This window comes from Pseudomonas frederiksbergensis (genome assembly GCF_001952935.1).
Taxonomy (GTDB): domain Bacteria; phylum Pseudomonadota; class Gammaproteobacteria; order Pseudomonadales; family Pseudomonadaceae; genus Aquipseudomonas; species Aquipseudomonas frederiksbergensis.
This window is the reverse complement of the sequence record NZ_CP018319.1, coordinates 4,650,835-4,669,319: the sequence shown is the minus strand read 5'-3', so window position 1 is coordinate 4,669,319 and position 18,485 is coordinate 4,650,835. Positions and strand designations below refer to the sequence as shown.

The 18,485-nt window shown below is 56.3% G+C and carries 19 protein-coding genes, 1 tRNA gene and 3 pseudogenes; 8 read left to right on the top strand and 15 right to left on the bottom strand.

Going from position 1 to position 18,485, the window contains the following annotated elements; all coding sequences use genetic code 11:
- Positions 1–15 precede the first annotated feature (15 nt).
- Together PFAS1_RS21795 and PFAS1_RS21790 are read right to left on the bottom strand one after the other, a co-directional pair.
- Positions 16–273, bottom strand: a pseudogene (locus tag PFAS1_RS21795) (ATP-binding protein); the annotation flags it as partial.
- Positions 274–328: 55 nt separating this feature from the next.
- Positions 329–661: a hypothetical protein gene (locus tag PFAS1_RS21790; protein WP_076030463.1), complete on the bottom strand. Its 333-nt coding sequence runs from the start codon at positions 659–661 to the stop codon at positions 329–331.
- A gap of 405 nt (positions 662–1,066) precedes the next feature.
- Between PFAS1_RS21790 and PFAS1_RS21785 the strand changes: the two genes are divergently transcribed.
- Complete coding sequence (locus PFAS1_RS21785) at positions 1,067–1,816, top strand: substrate-binding periplasmic protein (protein ID WP_076030462.1); 750 nt, start codon at positions 1,067–1,069, stop codon at positions 1,814–1,816.
- Positions 1,817–2,409: 593 nt separating this feature from the next.
- On the opposite strand, the gene PFAS1_RS21780 is transcribed toward PFAS1_RS21785, so the two are convergent.
- The 4 genes from PFAS1_RS21780 to tnpA form a co-directional block, all read right to left on the bottom strand.
- The gene (locus PFAS1_RS21780; protein WP_076028324.1) at positions 2,410–2,919 is read right to left on the bottom strand and encodes a GNAT family N-acetyltransferase; all 510 of its coding nucleotides are present in this window, start codon (positions 2,917–2,919) and stop codon (positions 2,410–2,412) included.
- 219 nt (positions 2,920–3,138) lie between these two features.
- A complete protein-coding gene (gene tnpC / locus PFAS1_RS21775; protein ID WP_076028325.1) occupies positions 3,139–4,716 on the bottom strand; it encodes an IS66 family transposase in 1,578 nt (525 codons plus the stop codon).
- A 61-nt stretch (positions 4,717–4,777) separates the two neighbouring features.
- On the bottom strand, positions 4,778–5,113 hold the full coding sequence (tnpB, locus tag PFAS1_RS29990; protein ID WP_076028326.1) for an IS66 family insertion sequence element accessory protein TnpB: 336 nt from the start codon (positions 5,111–5,113) through the stop codon (positions 4,778–4,780).
- Entirely contained in the window at positions 5,110–5,442 is a 333-nt protein-coding gene (tnpA, locus tag PFAS1_RS21765) for an IS66-like element accessory protein TnpA (protein WP_076028327.1), read from the bottom strand. Before tnpA ends, tnpB begins: the two co-directional genes overlap by 4 nt.
- A gap of 82 nt (positions 5,443–5,524) precedes the next feature.
- Between tnpA and PFAS1_RS21755 the strand changes: the two genes are divergently transcribed.
- Complete coding sequence (locus PFAS1_RS21755; RefSeq protein ID WP_232252150.1) at positions 5,525–6,220, top strand: hypothetical protein; 696 nt, start codon at positions 5,525–5,527, stop codon at positions 6,218–6,220.
- A gap of 11 nt (positions 6,221–6,231) precedes the next feature.
- On the opposite strand, the gene PFAS1_RS21750 is transcribed toward PFAS1_RS21755, so the two are convergent.
- The gene (locus PFAS1_RS21750; protein ID WP_076030461.1) at positions 6,232–6,450 is read right to left on the bottom strand and encodes a hypothetical protein; all 219 of its coding nucleotides are present in this window, start codon (positions 6,448–6,450) and stop codon (positions 6,232–6,234) included.
- A gap of 345 nt (positions 6,451–6,795) precedes the next feature.
- The gene (locus tag PFAS1_RS21745) at positions 6,796–6,981 is read right to left on the bottom strand and encodes a hypothetical protein (RefSeq protein WP_076030460.1); all 186 of its coding nucleotides are present in this window, start codon (positions 6,979–6,981) and stop codon (positions 6,796–6,798) included.
- A 95-nt stretch (positions 6,982–7,076) separates the two neighbouring features.
- Between PFAS1_RS21745 and PFAS1_RS29325 the strand changes: the two genes are divergently transcribed.
- Complete coding sequence (locus tag PFAS1_RS29325; protein ID WP_156886740.1) at positions 7,077–7,367, top strand: hypothetical protein; 291 nt, start codon at positions 7,077–7,079, stop codon at positions 7,365–7,367.
- Between the two features lie 127 nt (positions 7,368–7,494).
- Here PFAS1_RS29325 and PFAS1_RS21735 read toward each other — a convergent pair whose 3' ends face one another.
- Positions 7,495–7,692, bottom strand: a complete 198-nt coding sequence (locus tag PFAS1_RS21735; protein ID WP_076030458.1) for a hypothetical protein — start codon at positions 7,690–7,692, stop codon at positions 7,495–7,497.
- A gap of 85 nt (positions 7,693–7,777) precedes the next feature.
- Here PFAS1_RS21735 and PFAS1_RS21730 point away from each other — a divergent pair.
- Together PFAS1_RS21730 and PFAS1_RS21720 are read left to right on the top strand one after the other, a co-directional pair.
- Positions 7,778–9,566: pseudogene (locus PFAS1_RS21730) on the top strand (DNA cytosine methyltransferase).
- A 392-nt stretch (positions 9,567–9,958) separates the two neighbouring features.
- A complete protein-coding gene (locus PFAS1_RS21720) occupies positions 9,959–10,198 on the top strand; it encodes a hypothetical protein (protein ID WP_232252148.1) in 240 nt (79 codons plus the stop codon).
- A 20-nt stretch (positions 10,199–10,218) separates the two neighbouring features.
- Here the strand turns inward: PFAS1_RS21720 and PFAS1_RS21715 are convergent, their stop codons facing one another.
- Positions 10,219–10,530, bottom strand: a complete 312-nt coding sequence (locus tag PFAS1_RS21715; protein ID WP_076030456.1) for a hypothetical protein — start codon at positions 10,528–10,530, stop codon at positions 10,219–10,221.
- Between the two features lie 464 nt (positions 10,531–10,994).
- Between PFAS1_RS21715 and PFAS1_RS21705 the strand changes: the two genes are divergently transcribed.
- Positions 10,995–11,534 (top strand): phiTE_072 family protein, encoded by a 540-nt coding sequence (locus tag PFAS1_RS21705; RefSeq protein ID WP_335720564.1) that lies wholly within the window; start codon positions 10,995–10,997, stop codon positions 11,532–11,534.
- 47 nt (positions 11,535–11,581) lie between these two features.
- Here the strand turns inward: PFAS1_RS21705 and PFAS1_RS21700 are convergent, their stop codons facing one another.
- On the bottom strand, positions 11,582–11,971 hold the full coding sequence (locus PFAS1_RS21700; RefSeq protein ID WP_076030454.1) for a hypothetical protein: 390 nt from the start codon (positions 11,969–11,971) through the stop codon (positions 11,582–11,584).
- 257 nt (positions 11,972–12,228) lie between these two features.
- Here PFAS1_RS21700 and PFAS1_RS21695 point away from each other — a divergent pair.
- Together PFAS1_RS21695 and PFAS1_RS21690 are read left to right on the top strand one after the other, a co-directional pair.
- Positions 12,229–13,306: pseudogene (locus PFAS1_RS21695) on the top strand (tyrosine-type recombinase/integrase); the annotation flags it as partial.
- 292 nt (positions 13,307–13,598) lie between these two features.
- Positions 13,599–14,627: a sterol desaturase family protein gene (locus tag PFAS1_RS21690; RefSeq protein WP_076030453.1), complete on the top strand. Its 1,029-nt coding sequence runs from the start codon at positions 13,599–13,601 to the stop codon at positions 14,625–14,627.
- A 653-nt stretch (positions 14,628–15,280) separates the two neighbouring features.
- Here the strand turns inward: PFAS1_RS21690 and PFAS1_RS21675 are convergent.
- The 4 genes from PFAS1_RS21675 to pheT form a co-directional block, all read right to left on the bottom strand.
- Positions 15,281–15,357: transfer RNA gene (locus tag PFAS1_RS21675), tRNA-Pro, on the bottom strand.
- An 89-nt stretch (positions 15,358–15,446) separates the two neighbouring features.
- Positions 15,447–15,803, bottom strand: coding sequence for a MerR family transcriptional regulator (locus PFAS1_RS21670; RefSeq protein WP_003179985.1), 357 nt, complete (start codon positions 15,801–15,803; stop codon positions 15,447–15,449).
- Positions 15,784–16,086: an integration host factor subunit alpha gene (ihfA, locus tag PFAS1_RS21665; RefSeq protein WP_002553164.1), complete on the bottom strand. Its 303-nt coding sequence runs from the start codon at positions 16,084–16,086 to the stop codon at positions 15,784–15,786. Before ihfA ends, PFAS1_RS21670 begins: the two co-directional genes overlap by 20 nt.
- A 3-nt stretch (positions 16,087–16,089) precedes the next feature.
- Positions 16,090–18,471, bottom strand: coding sequence for a phenylalanine--tRNA ligase subunit beta (pheT, locus tag PFAS1_RS21660; protein ID WP_076030452.1), 2,382 nt, complete (start codon positions 18,469–18,471; stop codon positions 16,090–16,092).
- Positions 18,472–18,485: the final 14 nt, after the last annotated feature.

The following is an 18,485-nucleotide window of genomic DNA, read 5'->3' as shown; positions in this document are numbered from 1 at the left end:
GCGACCTGGCTGGAACTAGGCAAGCGGTAACCAGACGCACACTTCGAATCCCTCCTGTCGACCTGTTGCAGGGGAAACCAATTTCATTCTCGCGTTGACCCTCTGCACGATGGTTTTAGTAATCGCCAACCCCAGCCCTGAACCACTGATTTCACTGTGACCGCGCACAAAACGCTCTGTCAGGTGCTGCAATACCGACTGCGGCACCGCCGGGCCGCTATTGACCACCCGTAGCTGTGCCTGTTCGGCGAGGCTGACTCCGATAGGTTGATCCGCGGTAACCGAATGCGGTTCAATGCTAGGCGAGCGAGCCAAGTGAGAGTGCTCATTACATCGACTTGACCGACACCACTTCCACAAACCTGAATTTTTTTCTGGCCATCTTAGTAGCTTCTTGCTCTGCAACTAGAGAGCTCAGCGTATTGGCCTCATGTACCAACTCGTGCATCTTGCCTTCAAATTCATTTCCCACCCGCAGCGTGACTCTCAGCCTGGGCGTGAAGCCTTTTGAGACTTTCTTTTTCTTCGCTGCCTTTACCGGTTGCACGATCACGACATCCGGGACGGAGTCTTGCACGTGTGAGTTAATTGCCGGCGCAGGGGACTCAGAATCACCGAATAGCGCCCGGCGCATCTCTTCTTCCATCAAGTCTCTATTCATACCATTTCTCAGAAGGGCGTTATCTATAACATGACCGATTCTATCAGCAAGGCCGGACTCTGTAGTAAAGCGTCGCAGAGTCAGACCTGAAGCGGTAGAGGGCCAGCAGATACCGGCGAGCGTCAGCGTCTGGCCATCTGCTGCCTATCGTAGCGGGCAGTTGTCGGGCCATAAACGGACGGTCACTACTTGTCCAAACCGATACCGATACCGATACCGATAAGAGGCAATCCGCCAAACGCTCTTGTAAATCCTGCGCCATGCGTGCTGGTTCGTATGTATCAATCGCCATGTTGACGGTTTACGGGACTGCATCAGGCGTTTGACGTGTGTCAGGGTCTATACTGGATCGCCCTTTTAATCAGATCCACCCTTGATCACCGCACAGCCCACTAGGCAGAACACGTGAAACATTCGACACTTACTGCCGCGCTGCTCTGTCTATTACTTGGCACTCCAGTCAGGGCCGAGCAGTATCAGGTCGTTACTGAAGAGTGGGCGCCGTACAACTACCAGGAGAACAATCAGCTCACCGGCATGGCCACGGAGATCGTTCGGGGCATAATGGCGCTGACCGGGGATGACTTTGAGGTGGTGCTGCTGCCCAGTATGCGAAGCACCCGCGCATTGAAGACCCGGTCCAAGACCATAATGTATTCCCTATTCCGCACGACGGAGCGCGAACCGTTATACAAGTGGGTCGGACCGATCGTGGAAGAGTCCATTCACCCCTATCAGTTAGCCAATGCGCAGCAGCCGGTGAATTCCTTAGAGCAACTACTGCACGCCCCACAGATCACGACGAGACATGCGGGACTAATACCCGAGATTCTGCAATCGCGGGGCTTCAACAACCTCGAAAAAAGTGCAACCGAGAGCCTGCAGCTCTATCGCATGCTGCTAGCCGGACGCACCGACATCATCATAGGCGACACCGATGCGGGGGTGGCTTACTACAGCCGCAGGTTGAACATCACCCCCGGCACCCTGCGACAGATTCCCATCGAGCTCTATCGCTCATCGCTGTACATCGCCTTCAGCCGCGACTGTGACGACGAACTGGTAGCCTCCTGGGCCAACGCCCTGGAGCAGCTGCGCCACTCGGGCGAGCTGGAGCGCATCCAGGATCGATACAATCAACCCATCGGGCAATGAAAGCGCGGAACCAGCGCAAACCTGCTTCGCACTTATCTACCCTTGCTCTCACTCAACGTGGAGGGTAAGCCATGAACATTATTGCTACATACAGCCATCAGCCTTGGAACAAGGGAATGGCTTGACCTGGCCACGCCAAAAGAGCGTACCGAGCAGATGATGCTTGACCAAAGTGAGCAGTCAGAGGTGCTCGGGTGGTTCAGGTCGACGCTTCCGTTGACACTCGGAACAACGGACCGGATCTGATCATTCCGAAGTGGCTTGGCCGTAACGGTACCTGCATTCTTGTCCAGCGCTCGCACTTCCTAAGGACTGCTATCAGCTGAGAGCAGCCACTCGAAAGCTTCTACGAGACTAGGGACGATTCAAGTTGCCCGCCTGCGTGCTTGGGCAAAACACCTACTGCACACCCATCACGATGAAGGGCTTGCTGACGACGACGCTGTTTATTGGAGTACATGTAAGCGTCCAGCGAAGTCACCTTCCTAACGCCTGCGCAGCGGGCATGAGTGCCTAGCTACATAAATGCGTCATCTGTCGACCGAAGGCGACTGGACTACCAATCGCCAAGGGTCGATTTTTCGCAGATGCAGCTAGCGAAGCGCACGACACTCAAGATCCTTGAGGTCGGTCAGATCTACCAACTGCTTGCGCATAGGCACGCATGCCAATTGGAGCCCGGAGGGGGAGTTGTAAACAGCTTGGGCGCTTCCGGTGAAGCCACAGCGCTGATAAAAATTTTCAGCATTCAGCGTGGCTTCAAGGTGGATCTCAGCAAGTCCCGCCTTTCGTGCTAAATGCTCAAGATGAGTGACCATCTTTTTACCTATGCCTTGGCCCATGAACTTGGGTAACACGAAGATTGCCTCCAGTTCCCCGCTCTGGAGATTTATCAGCCCTGTAGCCACAGGAAGTCCATTGACGCACGCCAAGTGATAATCTTCTTCCACCCAGGATCTGTATTTATCCGTGAGTGGAACGCAAGTCCAAGCCACCACTTGAGCATTCGTGTAAACGGTGCTGCATTGGTTCTGAATTGCCTGAAAGCGGATATCGAATGCTGCCTCAGCATCACAACGCTCGGCTCGACGAATCTGCAACATCTTCACTCTCCTGAGATAGGCCATTCTGAACGGAGAATGAAAAAGCCCCGTCCATTCCTGGCGGGGCTTTAGTCAATGCACCTAGTACCTACGCGCGCATCACCTTATGGCCCGCCAAAGGCGGTCATCAAGGTGTGCATCATGTTCAGTCGGTAGGTAATAGTCATTGATTTATAGTCGGGGGATTTATCTCGACTGTCAATATTGGCGCCTATAAACCTATGCATGCTGTCGAGCAGGCGTCCACCGGTGTGGCAGCAACTCTGTAATTTCACTCGCCCGATGCGTCGGCAGTCGCATCAGCACATCTTTGAGATAGGCATACGGATCATGCCCATTCATGCGTGCCGACTGGATCAGGCTCATGATGGCCGCCGCCCGTTTGCCGCTTCGTAGCGACCCTGCGAAGAGCCAGTTCTTGCGTCCAAGAGCCCATGGCCGAATCTGATTCTCGGCCCAATTGTTGTCAATGGGTACGGCCCCGTCATCGAGGTAGCGCGATAGCGCTGCCCAGCGTTTCAGGCTGTAATCCAGTGCTTTGCTGATAGCCGAACCTTCGGGCACAAGATCACGCTGGGCGATCATCCAGGCATGCAGCATATCCATCACCGGCACCGCCTTTTCTTGCCGTATTCGACGGCGTAAATCCGGTTTCTGGTATCGGACTTCACTTTCGATTTCGTAAAGCAACTGGATGTAGCGCAGCGCCTGTTCGGCGAGCATGCTCTTGTTGGTGGCATGCAATTCGAAGAACTTGCGCCGTGCATGGGCCATGCAGCCGATCTCGGTCACGCCGAGTTCAAAGCTGGCCTTGTAACCGCCAAAATCATCACACACCAGCTTGCCCTTCCAGTCTTGCAGGAAGTTGCGAGCATGCTCACCGGCGCGGCTGGGGCTGAAGTCGTAGACGACAGCTGCTGTTTCGCAGAATTGGCTGGTGGCGTAGGCCCAGACATAAGAACGGTGGGTTTTCTTCGAGCCTGGCGCGAGCATCTGCACCGGTGTTTCATCCGCGTGGACGACCTCCTGGCCGAGCACTACGTCGCGCAGCGCATCGAACAGAGGCTGCAACTGCACGCCAGTAACGCCAACCCATTGAGCCAACGTTGAACGTGGAATCGCCAAGCCAGCTCGACCAAAGATCGACTCCTGCCGGTAAAGCGGCAGATGGTCAGCAAACTTCGCGATCATGACGTGAGCAAGTAGCCCAGCAGTCGGGATGCCCTTGTCGATGACCTGCGCCGGAACCGGCGCCTGGATCAGCGTTTCGCAGTCATCGCAGACCCACTTGCCACGAACATGACGCTCGACGATGAATACGCCGGGCGTGTAGTCGAGTTTCTCGCTGACGTCCTCACCGATGCGCTTGAGTGCGCAGCCACATGGGCAGTGAGTATTGCCCGGTTCGTGATGGATCAATGTGCGTGGAAACTCTGCCGGCAACGCAGTGCGCTTAGGCTTCCGCTTTTGCTCGGTCGGCGACGGAGCGGCTTGCAAGGCTTGAAGCTCTGCTTCAATCGCCGCGATATCGGTATCGATCAGGTCATCGAGCAAGCTGGCCTGCTGCGGATTCAGCTGCTCGCTGCGCTTGGCAAACTTCAAACGCTTGAGTTGTGCGATCTCGTGGGTCAGCTTCTCGATCACCGTTTGGTCACGGTTGATCTTCTGGCCCATCGTATCAACCGTCTTACCCAGCGTGTCGACTTGATGATCGAGAGTCTCGACACGCTGCATCAACTGCGCCGCCAACGCGCGCAGTTGTTCAGGATTCAGGTGGTCGAGATAGGGGAAAATCATGGTGCCGATTTTGCCAGAGCAGACAATTCGCGGCGATAGAGCGATAGGCTAATGGCAGCCGTTAAAGCAGTGTGATCGCGCTGCCGGAACCCGCGCGCTGCCATGGCAGGCCCAATACCAGGGCATGTAGTTGCTCGGTATCCAACTCCATTTCAGAGCCATGGCGAATGCCTGGCCAGTGGAACTTACCTTGGTTCAACCGGCGAGCAGCCAGCCAGATACCGAAGCCGTCATGCACCAGAACTTTCATACGAGTGGCGCGGCGGTTGGCGAACAGATAAGCACAGTGCGGTTTCGCCGCACCGAACACCGCGATCACTCTGGCCAGCGCAGTCTCGGTGCCTGCGCGCATGTCCATCGGCTCGGTGGCAAGCCAAATGGAGTCAATGCGGATCATCGCAGCAGGTCTCGAAGAAAGTTTGCGCAGGCAGCAGCACTTTCGGTCGGCCAATTCACTTTGACGGCGCCGCGCGGGTGTGGAATTTCGAGACAGATCATGGCTGAGGTGACATCCAGTCGTGACGCCGACGACGGCAATGTCATCGGAATAAAGGCAGGTTGCACGACAACACTATTTTGCGATTGCAGCCGAATCCACTTATGGACGAGATTCGCGTTGAGGCTATGGCTCAGTGCGACATTGGCAATTGAAGCGCCAGGCTGGGCACACTCTTGAATGACCTGGGTCTTGAAGGACTTGGAGTAGGAACGGCGTTGTGGCTGCATGAAATACCCGCTTAAAAGGCTGGAACTGGTGCCCACTTAAATTTAAGTGCACACCATGTCCTGGCTTCGAGGGGCTGGGTAGATGACTTGGCCGGACGCATACGAGTACATCGCGGCATCGGCACCCGCAAGCAAGTCACCCAGAGGCTTCAGTTCCTTGGAGGACCAGTTCTACCTGCAAGACAGTCGAGGTAATACGGGCGACGGTTTGATGTTCTGGGCCCAGGGCGACGGCTACACAACGAACCTTGATAGTGCCGAGGTCCGCACACGACATCACACTGTCAGCCAGCACCAGAGCCGCGAGACCGACGTGCCCTGGCCCAAGGCCTACATAGACGCCCGGACGCATACCGGCGTCGACAGCCAATGCGGGATCCCGGACGACGCTGCGACCGCCACCGAAGGCGAGACTCGCTTTTATGCTGCATATCAACGGGAGTGGAATGGCAACGACTTGGTGTTCCTATCTCGGGAAGGCGGGCGGACTTCAAATCTGCTGCAGGCCAAGACCTGCAGTGCCGATCATGTGCCCGGCCTGGTCGCTCGCGGCTACCAAACGCTGCCCGCAGCCTTCATCAACGCTAAGGCGCGACGACTGGTACACGCCGAAAAAGTCTCGATCAAGGAAGCTCTGCGCGGCACCGGCATAAAGCTGGTCAAGCCGAAGAAACCGCGAGAGCAGGTGTTCAACTGTGTGTGTTGCGGTCGATTCATATCAGACCGCCAGCGCTTCCAAGAAGACTACCGAAACTGCGGCACCAACAACTGCCCCTGACCCACCCTCAACTATTGCGCTGATCGCCGCGGCGGGAGCATCACGGTACGGACCAGGGCTTTATTGAGTTTCAATTTCTTGCGGAGGTCAGCTGGCGTGTCCGGTGAGAACGTGAGCATCCAGCATCCAGGCGTCAACAGTGCTCCACGTTGTGATAAGTAAATTTGGACTTGGATCTCGGAGATGCCAAGAGCATCAGCCAATTCCTTGTCTGTGGGTTCGTCGCTCATCAGAAACCTCCTTGATCCGGCCCCATGCCGGGCCAAACACCAATTCCCCACTTCAACGAATCACGCTAGCCGGCGAGGCAGGCGCCGCCCCGCCTCATCTGTTGCGCTCAATCTTGCTTAATCCCAGTGTGCCAACGACCAGTTGCCCAAATTTCCCAGGTCACGGAGTTGATCTTGTGGCAGTGCTCGCACTGGACCTCGAACCGCTGCCTATCGTTATCAGGAACGAAGTCCATCGTTACACCGCAGTACGCACAGTCAGACATTCCCAGTTCTTTCTTTTCGCATTGACTCATAGGCACTCCCCCAAATTAGGCGATAAGCGTAGTCCAAACCCACTCTTACCTACCGCGCTGAAGATTCAGAATATCGGTCAATTGCCTTTCTGTAGGTTGCAAGCTCAATTATCTGCCGCAAGCAAATGACGACCTCCAGTTTCTGCTTGTCGCTGGGGATCCCTATTCGCTTCAGCATCGTATGAGCGTCTTCCTCGATTGCCGCGAGAGCATCGATATCGCTTTGCAGTCTCATGTCGGTCTCCGGCCAGACTGAGCTCGAAATAAATTCATAGAACACAAACTTACTTCACGCCAGCCGGCGAGGCAGGCGCTTGCCTGGAGAAACTCATGAGCACATTCGCAGTGTTTGGCATGACCCGCCCTGTCGCCTTCGCCGAAGCCAAGAAGCGCATCAAAGGCACTCGCAAGAATCTTCAGGCGCCAGGAGGTGTTGAGCAAATCCCGCTGGCTGAATGGCTGGTCTTGGTCGAGAAGAAGACCGAGCAAATAATGGGGGTGGTACGGTTCGCCAGCTATCCCAGCTGTTTGATGCGCCTCAGTACGCCGAGCAGTTCATCGAACTGGCCCGCAAGACGCTCCAGTGTCGAGACATGCGCATCAGGTCAAAGGCAGTACTGACCGACGCCAAGAGCAAACCGATCACCAACCCAAAAACGAAGGCGCCAAAGGTCGGCTTTGCGGAATGGTCGCCCAAACAGGAAAGCCAAGCCGCCTGACCCACCCTCACCTATTGTGCGGTTCGCGACTATAGAAGCTCTCGAAAGGTGCTTAGTTCATCGAACGCAAGCGCAGCGTCTGAAGCTTTTGCTTCAAGCTCCAAGAACTCTGTTTTCTGTTCTTCAGAAAATGGGTAATTCGAAGCCGCAAAAACTTCTACCGCTCGGAACGCGTCGCTTCGCTCTTTGATCAGACGCTGAAATTTCTCTGCTAAATGGTTGCTCATCACCGCCCTCCTTGATCCGGCCTTATGCCAGACCATCAACCAATAGCCCACAAACACACTTCACGCCAGCCGGCGAGAATCTCCTATGTCCGCACAACAGAAGAACCCCCAGTTCATCCATGGCCAGCCAAGCATGGGCCTGCCCTTCCAGAAAGAACTGGTGGTGGATCTGTACGCCGGCGGAGGCAGTGCCAGTACCGGAATTGCCCGGGCTTACAGGGAGCCAGATGGCGCGGTAAACCACAACCCAATCGCTCTGGCTGTGCACCGGGCCAACCACCCGCAGACAGCGCATTACGTAGCCGACGTGTTCGAGGTTGATCCTGTTCATGCTACTGGCGGCCAGCCGGTGGGTATCCTCTGGGTCTCCCCGGACTGTCGCCATCACAGCAAAGCCAAGGGCCGTGCGCCGCGTGATCGAGGCGTACGCGGTCTGGCTTGGGTGGTCGTCCGCTGGGCGCACGCAACCCGGCCCCGCCTGATGTTCCTCGAGAACGTCGAGGAGTTCTGCGACTGGGGGCCAATTGACGAAGAAGGCCAGCCGATCAAAGCAGAGCGCGGGCGCACCTTTAAGTCATTCATTGCCGCGCTAAGCACCGGACTGCCGGCCGATCACCCGGACATGCCGGAGATTCTCCAATCAATCGGCGAGTTCGTGCCCGTTGAAACATTGGTGCGCGGCCTCGGCTACAACGTCGAGTGGCGCGAACGCATCGCGGCCAACGTCGGCACCCCGATAATTCGTAAGCGCCTGAACCTGGTAGCGCGCAGCGACGGTAAGCCTATCGTCTGGCCAGAGCCGAAGCGCCACAAGAAGCCGACGTCGAATCAGCACCCTTGGCGCACCGCCGCAGAGGGCATTGACTGGAGCAATCTCGGCCGCACCATCTTCCGCGACAAGCCGATGGCGACGAACACGATGCGCCGCGTGGCCAAGGGCTGCTGGCGACATGTGCTGACCAGCGCAAAGCCGTTCATTGTCCCAATGCGGGGCACTTCGGAATCACACACCAGCACCCATGGTGTGGACGAAGCGCTATCGACCATCAGCGCCGGGGGCACGCACCACGCGCTGGTTCAGCCTGTAGCAGCGTCATTCCTCACCGAGTGCGCGAACGGATCGGCGCAACACAACTTTGATGTGCAGGAACCGCTGCGGACGCAAGTCGCCCAGGTAAAGGGCGAACACTTCGCACTGGCCGCCGCGAACATCGTCACTTTGCACAAGGGTTCAGTCGGTGCCGACGTGGCCAACCCGCTAGGCGTCGTTGCCACCAGTACCGGACACCATGTCATATCGGCGGCGTTCTTCGAGCAAGCGAACGGCGGTTTCTACGACGGTGATGACCGCGCCGCCGACTCGCCGCTATCAACTATTTGCCAGTCCGGGGCCAACCAGTGGCTGGCCAACGCCTACCTGGTGAAGTACTACGGTAACGAGAAGGATGGGATATCGCTGGCCGAGCCGATGCATACGCTGCCAACAAAAGACCGGGTAACACTGGTCGAGTGTCGTGCAGGTGCCAAACACAGTGACGCCGGAGCAACTGGAAGGCGCTCGTCGCTGTGCAGCCTTCATGCACGAGTATCTGCCGAAGCATTTCAAAGACCCGCCCGAGATGGTCATGGTCGGTAGCTACGTGCTGGTGGACATTACCTTGCGCATGCTGCAGCCGCCTGAGCTGAAGGCCGCTCAAGGCTTCGACAAGAACTACATCATCGACTGCGGCCTTTTCGTTGATCCGGTCACCGGTGCAGAAGAATGGCGCGGCATCAATAAAACGGATCAGGTCAGGCTGATAGGCAATAGCGTCTGTCCGGACGAAGCCGAAGCCCTGGTCGCGGCTAACGCCGCGGACATCATTGAGCTTTAGCAGCGCCTTGCAGCCTGATCAGACAGCCCAGAAAACAAAAGCACTTGTGATGACCGGGATTCGGTGGGGATGAGCACGCCGCTGGCGCTCAAACCACCACCTCGTTTGCGTAACATCGAATCGACGGTCGTACTGAACTGAAAGCAGACTCCCCGAAACGCCGAAGTGCCCACAATCCGGGCAGCTCAGTTCTTTTCCATCAAGATCTGACTCAACTTTTAAAGCATCGACCCCGCAGACCAGGCACTCCATACGACTCTCCTTATTTTAGTTAATCGCTCAACTGTAGCTGATCCCTCACTAGGCTGATCGACGACTACACCGGGAAGCGGGTCTTCACCCATGAAACAGTTTGGGGTGGCAAGTGGCGCGGCTTCTCCCATGGCGGCACGTTGAAGGATCTGGTCAAAGCATTCCGGGATTACATCTGCACTGGTGAACCACTGCACCCTGGCTATCTCGGGCCTGAACGGTTCAACGACAGCAACATCTGGGGTTACGACGAGGCGGGCATGAAGGCTGTGCGCGAGCAGGCCGGCGCCCTTCCCGTCTTCCGTCAGCCAGTCGCCTGCGAGCTCAACATGACGGTAGTGAATTCCCATGATCTTGTATCGATGGAGATTGCAGGATGAGCGAAGTATTCCAATTGACGCTATCCCTTGCGCGGAAGCCCCTCGGGCTGCGAAGGTTTAGCCGGAGCATTGAGCGTCTCGACAAACTCCATGGCCCTTTGAACTCCCCAATTCATAGCCTGGGTCATCGTTTCCCCGGGGCGAGATAGATAGGCATCCTCGAAAAGCATGGCGCCTTCTTCGTACACACCTACGAACAGCTGAGTATCGCCATCGTTGGTGAGGCGTACCTGGATGTCGATGAGCAATCCATTTTCTAGACGCTCTTCATGAATACGGCAATGCAGGTCGGGGCCATACCAGCTCCAGTACTTTTCGCCACGCCTGCTCATCGGCTTCCGATCCAAAAAATGAAAAACCAAGTATGGCCCTATCACTTCATTGAAACGAAATTCCGTTTCAACCTTTGCTCAACTGTTTTTATTCCCTCCACTTTCAAAGTCAGCCGCTAGCGCCCCCCATCGGAATGAAAGTTGGAATATTCCCCTGGAAGCGTTGACCAGACATTTAGTGCATGAACCTGCCGGGCAACCGCGGCTAACCACTCGGGGCCGGCCGCTAAGCCTCCTCGCATCAGTTTTCGAATTACAACAGTAGCCTCTTCGTACTCACGATGAGTTTCCAGGACTTTCGCCAAAAACTCTTCTCGGTTTTGCATTGAAACTCTCCATTGGCAGAAAGCTAGTATCTACCCCTCCACAGTGAGCCTCTATGAGCGGCAAAGGAACAGTCATGGCTAAAGAAAACAAAATCGCTGAGCCTTTGAAGGTTGATCGCTCGACAGTGAACGAAGCTGGTGATAACCGACGCGCCAAACCTCGATCCGATCAATGTCTTCCTTGAGGACTTGGCGCCATGCAAGGGCAAGATCACTGTCAGCTGCTGGGACAAGAGCTGGCACGCCTACTGGGGCGGCATGTGGGGCGCTCACACCATTGCTCAGTTCTTCTGCCGCTTGGATGAGCACTACATCATCGGCTACTTCCAGCCCATGCTGAGCTCAATGCGTTTTTCCAATGAGGCAATGATGGCCTTGGCCAAGAAGTCAGTGATCGCCCGGCGCCGGATGAGCAAAGGCTACTGGGAGTTCGGCGAACGCTTGGACGAAGAAGAGGCTCGCGATCTCTTCGACCAGATCGACGACCTGCGTGAAATCGAGTCGATCTCGGAAGCCAATCACCGTGGCGCGCTGCTGACTGAACTCTTCGGCGAGGAATGGTGGCACCTGGTGGACGACAAGGCAGTCGAACCCAATCCGGATTGGCATTACCTGTGCCGTGTTATCGCTGCGGTACATCAGGCCTTGCGCCAGAAACAACAGCAGGTGACGGCATGACGGTTGTGAATGCCCATGATCTGGTATCGATGGAGATTGCAGGATGATCAATCGCGTTTGTTGAGCCAGTAATCCATTCGGACCTTAGAATCGCTCAGTGCTTCGCGACATGGATCGGCATACTTATTCAACAGAATCGAAAAGTTTACCGCGTCATTATCGATCTCTTTAAGCATTGTTTTGGTGGCCATTTCAGCACGTGAATGCGCCAGCTTCTCGCTGGTTAGCGTTGCGGAAGATTTAATGGCTAGCCCTCCTAGTTTTCTAGCGTTTTTAGATACGTCTGGTTTTTGCGCTTTTACAATTAATGAGCTGAGCATGTAGAACGCGCTGCATTCCGCGAGCTCATGAGCATAATTGTTTGTTGCTTGCTCTGGCTCATACGCAAACGCAGTGCCCAGCGGAAGCAACAGCACAAAAAGAATGTATCGACCCAAAGCAGAGTGTCCTTTCACCGCTCGCAAAGCGCTCGCGTTGTCAGATACCAGTAAAGCACAGCACTAACCTCCCCCTCCCCCTTCAAAGTCAGCCGCTATAGCGGCAAAGGAACAGTAATGCCTGAAGAAACTGTTTTGATCCAGCCAGTCCCTGTCGTCCGCGATGAGAACGGCATGTTCTGGCACCCGAACCTGCCGCCATTTGACGAATGGTGATGGCGAAAAGTCTAAGCAATGGATCGCATAACAGGGCCTGACTGTTGGATGGTGTGGCACGAAAAGACGGTAATGCAGAGTTGAAACGGCGTTTTAACAAGGACCTTTACCCGGCACTCGGCAAGACGTCAGTCAGCAGTGTGTCCGAGCACGCTATTCGGGCGCTGATCCGGGCCGTGGTCAACCGCGGCGCTCACCGGCAAGCCATCAGCTTCTTCGCCGACCTCACCCAGATGTTCAGCTGTGCCAGAAAGCGTCAACCCTGGCGGGCGCTACTGGTTGAGGGTGATCCGACTGAGCTGGTCGATATCTCCCCCTTGATCCCTGCCGACTACGAAGCGGAAAGAAGCCGGATCCTTTCGCCGGCTGAGCTGTTGGAATTGCACAACCGCTTCCAGCAAATGACCGCCGATTACAGCGCCCTCCCCGCCGGGCAAAAATACGATGGCATACGGCCGTTAAAGAAAGAAACTCAACTCGCGCTCTGGATCAGCCTGGGCACCTTGTGCCGGATTGGCGAACTGCTCCAGGCCGAATGGAAAAATGTCGATCTGGACCGGCAGACCTGGTTCCTCCCCAGTGAAAACGTCAAAGGCACCCGGGGCAAGAAACAGGACCACCATGTCTTCCTCTCCCCCTTCGCCCTGCATTTCTTTCAGGAACTCAAGACCCTGACGGGAGACTCCCAGTGGTGCTTTCCCCACAAGCAGAATGATGGGCATGTAGACGTGAAAGTGGTGAGCAAACAAGTGGGTGACCGCCAGGCCCGCTTCAAAAGCCGTAAGGCTCTCTCCAGGCTGCGTCATGACGATACCCTGCCCCTCGCCGACGGCCGGCGATTGGACGCCGCATGACCTGCGCCGCACCGGCGCGACCATGATGCAGGCCTTGGGGGTCAGTCTGGAGGTCATCGATCGCTGCCAAAATCATGTGTTGGCCGGCTCCCGGGGGAGACGCCACTACCTGCACCACGATTATGCCGAAGAGAAGAAGCGTGCCTGGAACCTGTTGGGCGATCGGCTCAGTGCGGTGTTGTCCTCAACCTACGAGCATCCACCCTCCGAGTCGATGATGTCTTTGCCAGCGTACGCATTGACAGAGGCACGGCCATCTTCATAGGCCGAACGTACCATGGCCCGAAGATTCGGAAACCTCAGTGTACGCAGTGATTTGCGTCCACTGGCATCAGTAATCCGTGACTAAGCTGCTGCCTGTGGACGCGCCGAACTTAACTTTCGTTCGTTATTCTCGACGCTGAGAAAGAGCCCTGCGGCAAGATTGAAGCACGGCGGGCCTGAGACGCCCCAATCAGAGAACACCTTGCCCACAAGGCTCGGAAGCCAAGCAGAAACACACTCAGCCAAATCAGAATGATTTACAATGCGTTTCCTTTGGCTGAGGCTGGCGTTTCGTGGATGCATTCTCGCTTGTCTATAAGCACCTGATCGAGTGGGTGATCGCGCCTGTCACCGAGCAGTTTCTCAGCATTTTTAATCTGAACGGCCGCCTCGGGGTCTTGTTTCTTTGCGTCTCCTACAGCGTCGCCTATGGCCTGTTCCGCTTCAGAAAATATCGGGGCCTGACCGACGCCCGTTCGTTCTGGAAATTCATCGGCGGTCGCCAGGTGTACTTGCATCGCTCGGCGCTGCTGGATTACCGCTACTACTTCGTGCGGGCCATTCTCAAGGTCGCCCTGGTGCTGCCCATGGTCCATCTGGTCGATCCGTACATCCTGCGCTCCGGGGATTACCTGGATTTTTTTAGCAATCTTTGGGGCGCGCGCCCGCGCCTGGAGGAGAACCTCTCGCTCGCCCTGCTCTACGGGCTGGGGGTGTTCTTGATAAAGGATTTCGTCCATTACTGGGCGCACCGGGCCTTTCACTCGCGCTGGCTCTGGGCATTTCATAAGGTCCATCACTCGGCGCCAGTGCTGGTACCAGCGACGGCGAGCAGGGTGCACTTCGTGGAAAAGATCGTCGAGAAACTCAGCACCACCGCCTGCCTCGGCCTCTATGTCGGTGGCTTCTGGTACGCCTGTGGTGGCGAGATCAGCCGCTACACCCTGTTCGGCGTGACCTATCTGGTGTTCATCTTCAATGGCCTAGCGGCCAATCTGCGTCACACTCATGTATGGCTGTCATTCGGGCCGGTGCTCGAACATCTGCTTAACAGCCCAGCCCAGCACCAGATCCACCACAGCGACGCCCCCCGTCACTTCAACCGGAACTTCGGCACCAACCTGTCTCTTTGGGACTGGATGTTCGGCACGCTATATGTCACCCGCTCGCAGCCCGAGAACCTGCGCTTCGGCACCGGAGAACAGGACCACCAGCATTACCTGACGGTCTACGGCCTGATCGTCACGCCCTTTGTCGAAACCGCCCGCAAGCTCCTGGCGAAACGCCCGCGAAGGGTTGAGCCTGAAACGCCCTATTCATAGCCCCAACCTTGCCCGATGAGAACCATGGGCATGGCGATGATGGACGATATGAACCCGGACTGCTGCCACGACATGAGCAGCTCCGCCGACCAGGGCAAACCCTGCAAGCCTGGCCAGGAATGCAGGAGCGCCAGTCTGCTACAAGTGTCGTTTGGGAAACCTGCCACCCGTTTGTCCAGTCCGCAGATGCTAACAATCTTCAGCGACTTCCTGCCTGCTTACACCAATTGGCAGGCCTGAAGGCTGGGGACCGAGTTGCGTTTGAGTTTCGCGCCGAGGGAATGGCAGCCACCATCGTGTCTATCAAGACGCTGAAGTAACAATGGCATGGCTGGCTGGTTCGACATCCACAGGCTGATATCGGGCCAGTCATCCGCCATCAAAAAGACTCAGACCTATCGCGTCGCTGCAACGTCCTAAACCGCCGGGAATGCGGGGCTGTGGACGATCCATCTACGTATTAAACCGCAAAAATCATAAAATTTTGGGCATCGCGAAGCGGTGCCAGGCATCGCGCGAGAAAATCCAAAACAGAGCGTCAACTCACACGGAACTGGTGAGGATTCTACTGAGAGCCAGCCATTTTGTAGGGGTAAAAACGCCTAGAAATAAAAAGGGGTCGCGAGAAAAATCTCGCAACCCCTTGAATTATATGGTCGGGACGGAGTGATTCGAACACTCGACCCCTAGCACCCCATGCTAGTGCGCTACCGGACTGCGCTACGCCCCGACTAGGCGTTAAACCCGTTCCTCTTCTCGAAGAACGCTCAAGAATATATCGCAAGCTTTTGAAAACTGGAAGTATTTAAAAGCAGGAATTTATTTCTTGAGTACCACCAGAACATCTTCCAGCTCGGCGATCATCTGGCGGATCATTTGCTTGTATTGGGTCGTGTCATCTTTGGCTTCATCGCCGGACAAACGCAAACGTGCGCCGCCGATGGTGAACCCCTGATCGTAAAGAAGCGCGCGGATCTGCCGGATCATCAGCACGTCTTGTCGCTGATAATACCGGCGGTTTCCGCGGCGTTTGACGGGGTTGAGTTGAGGAAACTCCTGCTCCCAGTAGCGCAGCACGTGTGGTTTTACCGCACACAGCTCGCTGACTTCACCAATGGTGAAGTAGCGCTTGCCTGGGATGACGGGTAGTTCGTCGTTATGACTTGGTTCCAGCATAAGCCTCAACTCGGGCCTTCAACTTCTGCCCTGGACGAAAGGTGACCACACGGCGAGCCGTGATCGGGATTTCTTCACCCGTTTTCGGATTGCGGCCAGGCCGCTGGCGTTTGTCCCGAAGGTCGAAATTGCCGAAACCGGACAATTTGACTTGTTCGTTGTCTTCAAGAGCGTGCCTGATTTCTTCAAAAAACAGTTCGACCAATTCCTTGGCCTCCCGTTTATTCAGGCCCAGCTCTTCATACAGACGTTCCGCCATCTCAGCTTTCGTCAGAGCCCCCATACGTCACTTCCTTAACGTGGCGTTCAACCTTTGTTCGAGCGAGGTGAGGATGTTTTGCGTCGTGGTATTCACCTCATCGTCATTAAGAGTGCGCGATGGATGCTGCCAGGTCAAGCCGACTGCAAGGCTTTTTCTATCAGGATCAATGCCTTTACCCTGATATACGTCAAATAGCCTGAGGTCCGTCAGCCATTCCCCTGCATTTTCACGGATTACGTCCAGTACTGCATTGGCTGCGACGTCTTTTTCGGCAATCAGTGCAAGATCACGACGCACTTCAGGAAAGCGCGATAACTCCTGGAATTTAGGCATTTTACCCAATGCCACTTCCGCCAGAACGAGCTCGAAGACGAAGACTGGACGGTCGAGGCCGAGTGTTTTCGACAATTCGGGATGGATAGCGCCGACAAAACCGACCAAGCGACCTTCTCGCTCAATGCGAGCGGTTTGACCCGGGTGCAACGCAGGGTGTTTACCCGGTACGAAAGTGAATGAATCCAGCGCCCCGGCAAAGCCCAGCACCGCTTCCACATCGGCTTTGACGTCGAAGAAGTCCACTACATCGCGACCTTGTGCCCAACCTTCCGGCAAACGACTACCGCAAACAACACCTGCCAGCATTGGCTCTTGCTTCAGGCCTTCCAGCTGACCGACGAAACGCAGGCCGCTTTCGAACAGACGCACGCGATCCTGTTGACGGTTCAGGTTGTGCTGAAGCGCCTTGACCAGGCCTGGCCACAAGGACGAGCGCATGGCGGCCATGTCGTTCGAAATAGGGTTGGCCAACAACAGCGGTTCGACACCTGGATTAAACAGATCAAACTGTTTTGGATCGATGAAGCTGTAGGTAATCGCTTCCTGGTAGCCTCGGGCTACCAGCAGACGACGCAGCTCAGGCAGATCGCTCCGCGCCTCAGCCTTGGCCTGCGGCGCCAGACGAGCTTGCGGGTAGCGAACCGGCAGACGGTTGTAACCGTACAGACGGGCGAGTTCCTCGATCAAATCGACTTCCAGGCTGATGTCGAAGCGATGGCTTGGCACTTCTACGCGCCACTGCCCTGCTCCATCGGCAGAAATCTTCAGACCCAAGCCGCTGAGCAGTCGCTCGACTTCAGCCGAATCCATTTCCATACCCAGCATCTGAGTAATGCGTTGCGCACGCAGGATAACTGGCGCAATCGACGGCAGGTGCTGCTCGCTGACGGTTTCGATGATCGGGCCAGCTTCGCCGCCAGTGATTTCCAGAAGCAAGCCAGTGGCACGCTCCATGGCTTCACGGGCCAGTTGCCAATCCACGCCACGCTCGTAGCGGTGCGAGGCATCGGTGTGCAACCCGTAGGAACGGGCCTTGCCAGCGACAGCGATCTGATCGAAAAACGCGCTTTCCAAGAACACATCGCGAGTGCTCGCGGTGTTGACGCCGCTGTGCTCGCCACCCATGACGCCGGCGATGGCCAAGGCGCGGGTATGGTCGGCAATCACCAGCGTATCGCTACGCAGACTGACTTCCTGGCCGTCGAGCAGTACCAGCTTCTCGCCTTCTTCAGCCATGCGCACGCGGATGCCGCCATTGATTTCGGCGAGATCAAAGGCATGCAGTGGTTGACCCAGTTCCAGCATCACGTAGTTGGTAATGTCGACGGCAGCATCAATGCTGCGCACGTCACCACGACGCAGACGCTCGACCATCCATAGCGGCGTTGGTTTGGACAAGTCAACGTTACGGATCACACGACCCAGGTAACGCGGGCAAGCGGCTGGCGCCAGCACTTCGATCGAACGCACTTCGTCGTGCACGGCCGGCACTACAGCAACCACCGGGCGGGTGACTTCAGCGGCGTACAGCGCGCCGACTTCACGGGCCAGACCGGCCAAGGACAGACAGTCGCCGCGGTTCGGGGTCAGGTCGACCTCAATGCTGGCGTCGTCCAGGCCCAGGTATTCACGAATGTCCTGACCGACTGGCGCATCGGCTGGCAATTCCATCAGGCCATCGTTGCCTTCGCCGACTTGCAGCTCGGCTTGCGAGCACAGCATGCCATTGGACTCAACGCCCCGCAGCTTGGCTTTCTTGATCTTGAAATCGCCTGGCAGCTCGGCACCGATCATGGCGAACGGAATCTTCAGGCCCGGACGCACGTTCGGCGCTCCGCAAACGACCTGGAAGGTCTCCGAGCCATTGCTGACCTGGCAAACACGCAGCTTGTCGGCGTCCGGGTGTTGCTCAGTGCTCAGCACCTCGCCCACCACCACACCGGTAAATTCGCCAGCGGCCGGCGTAACGCTATCGACCTCAAGACCGGCCATCGACAGACGAGCAACCAGCTCGTCACGACTTACCTGCGGGCTTACCCAGCCACGCAGCCATTGTTCACTGAATTTCATCCTGCTCTCCTAAG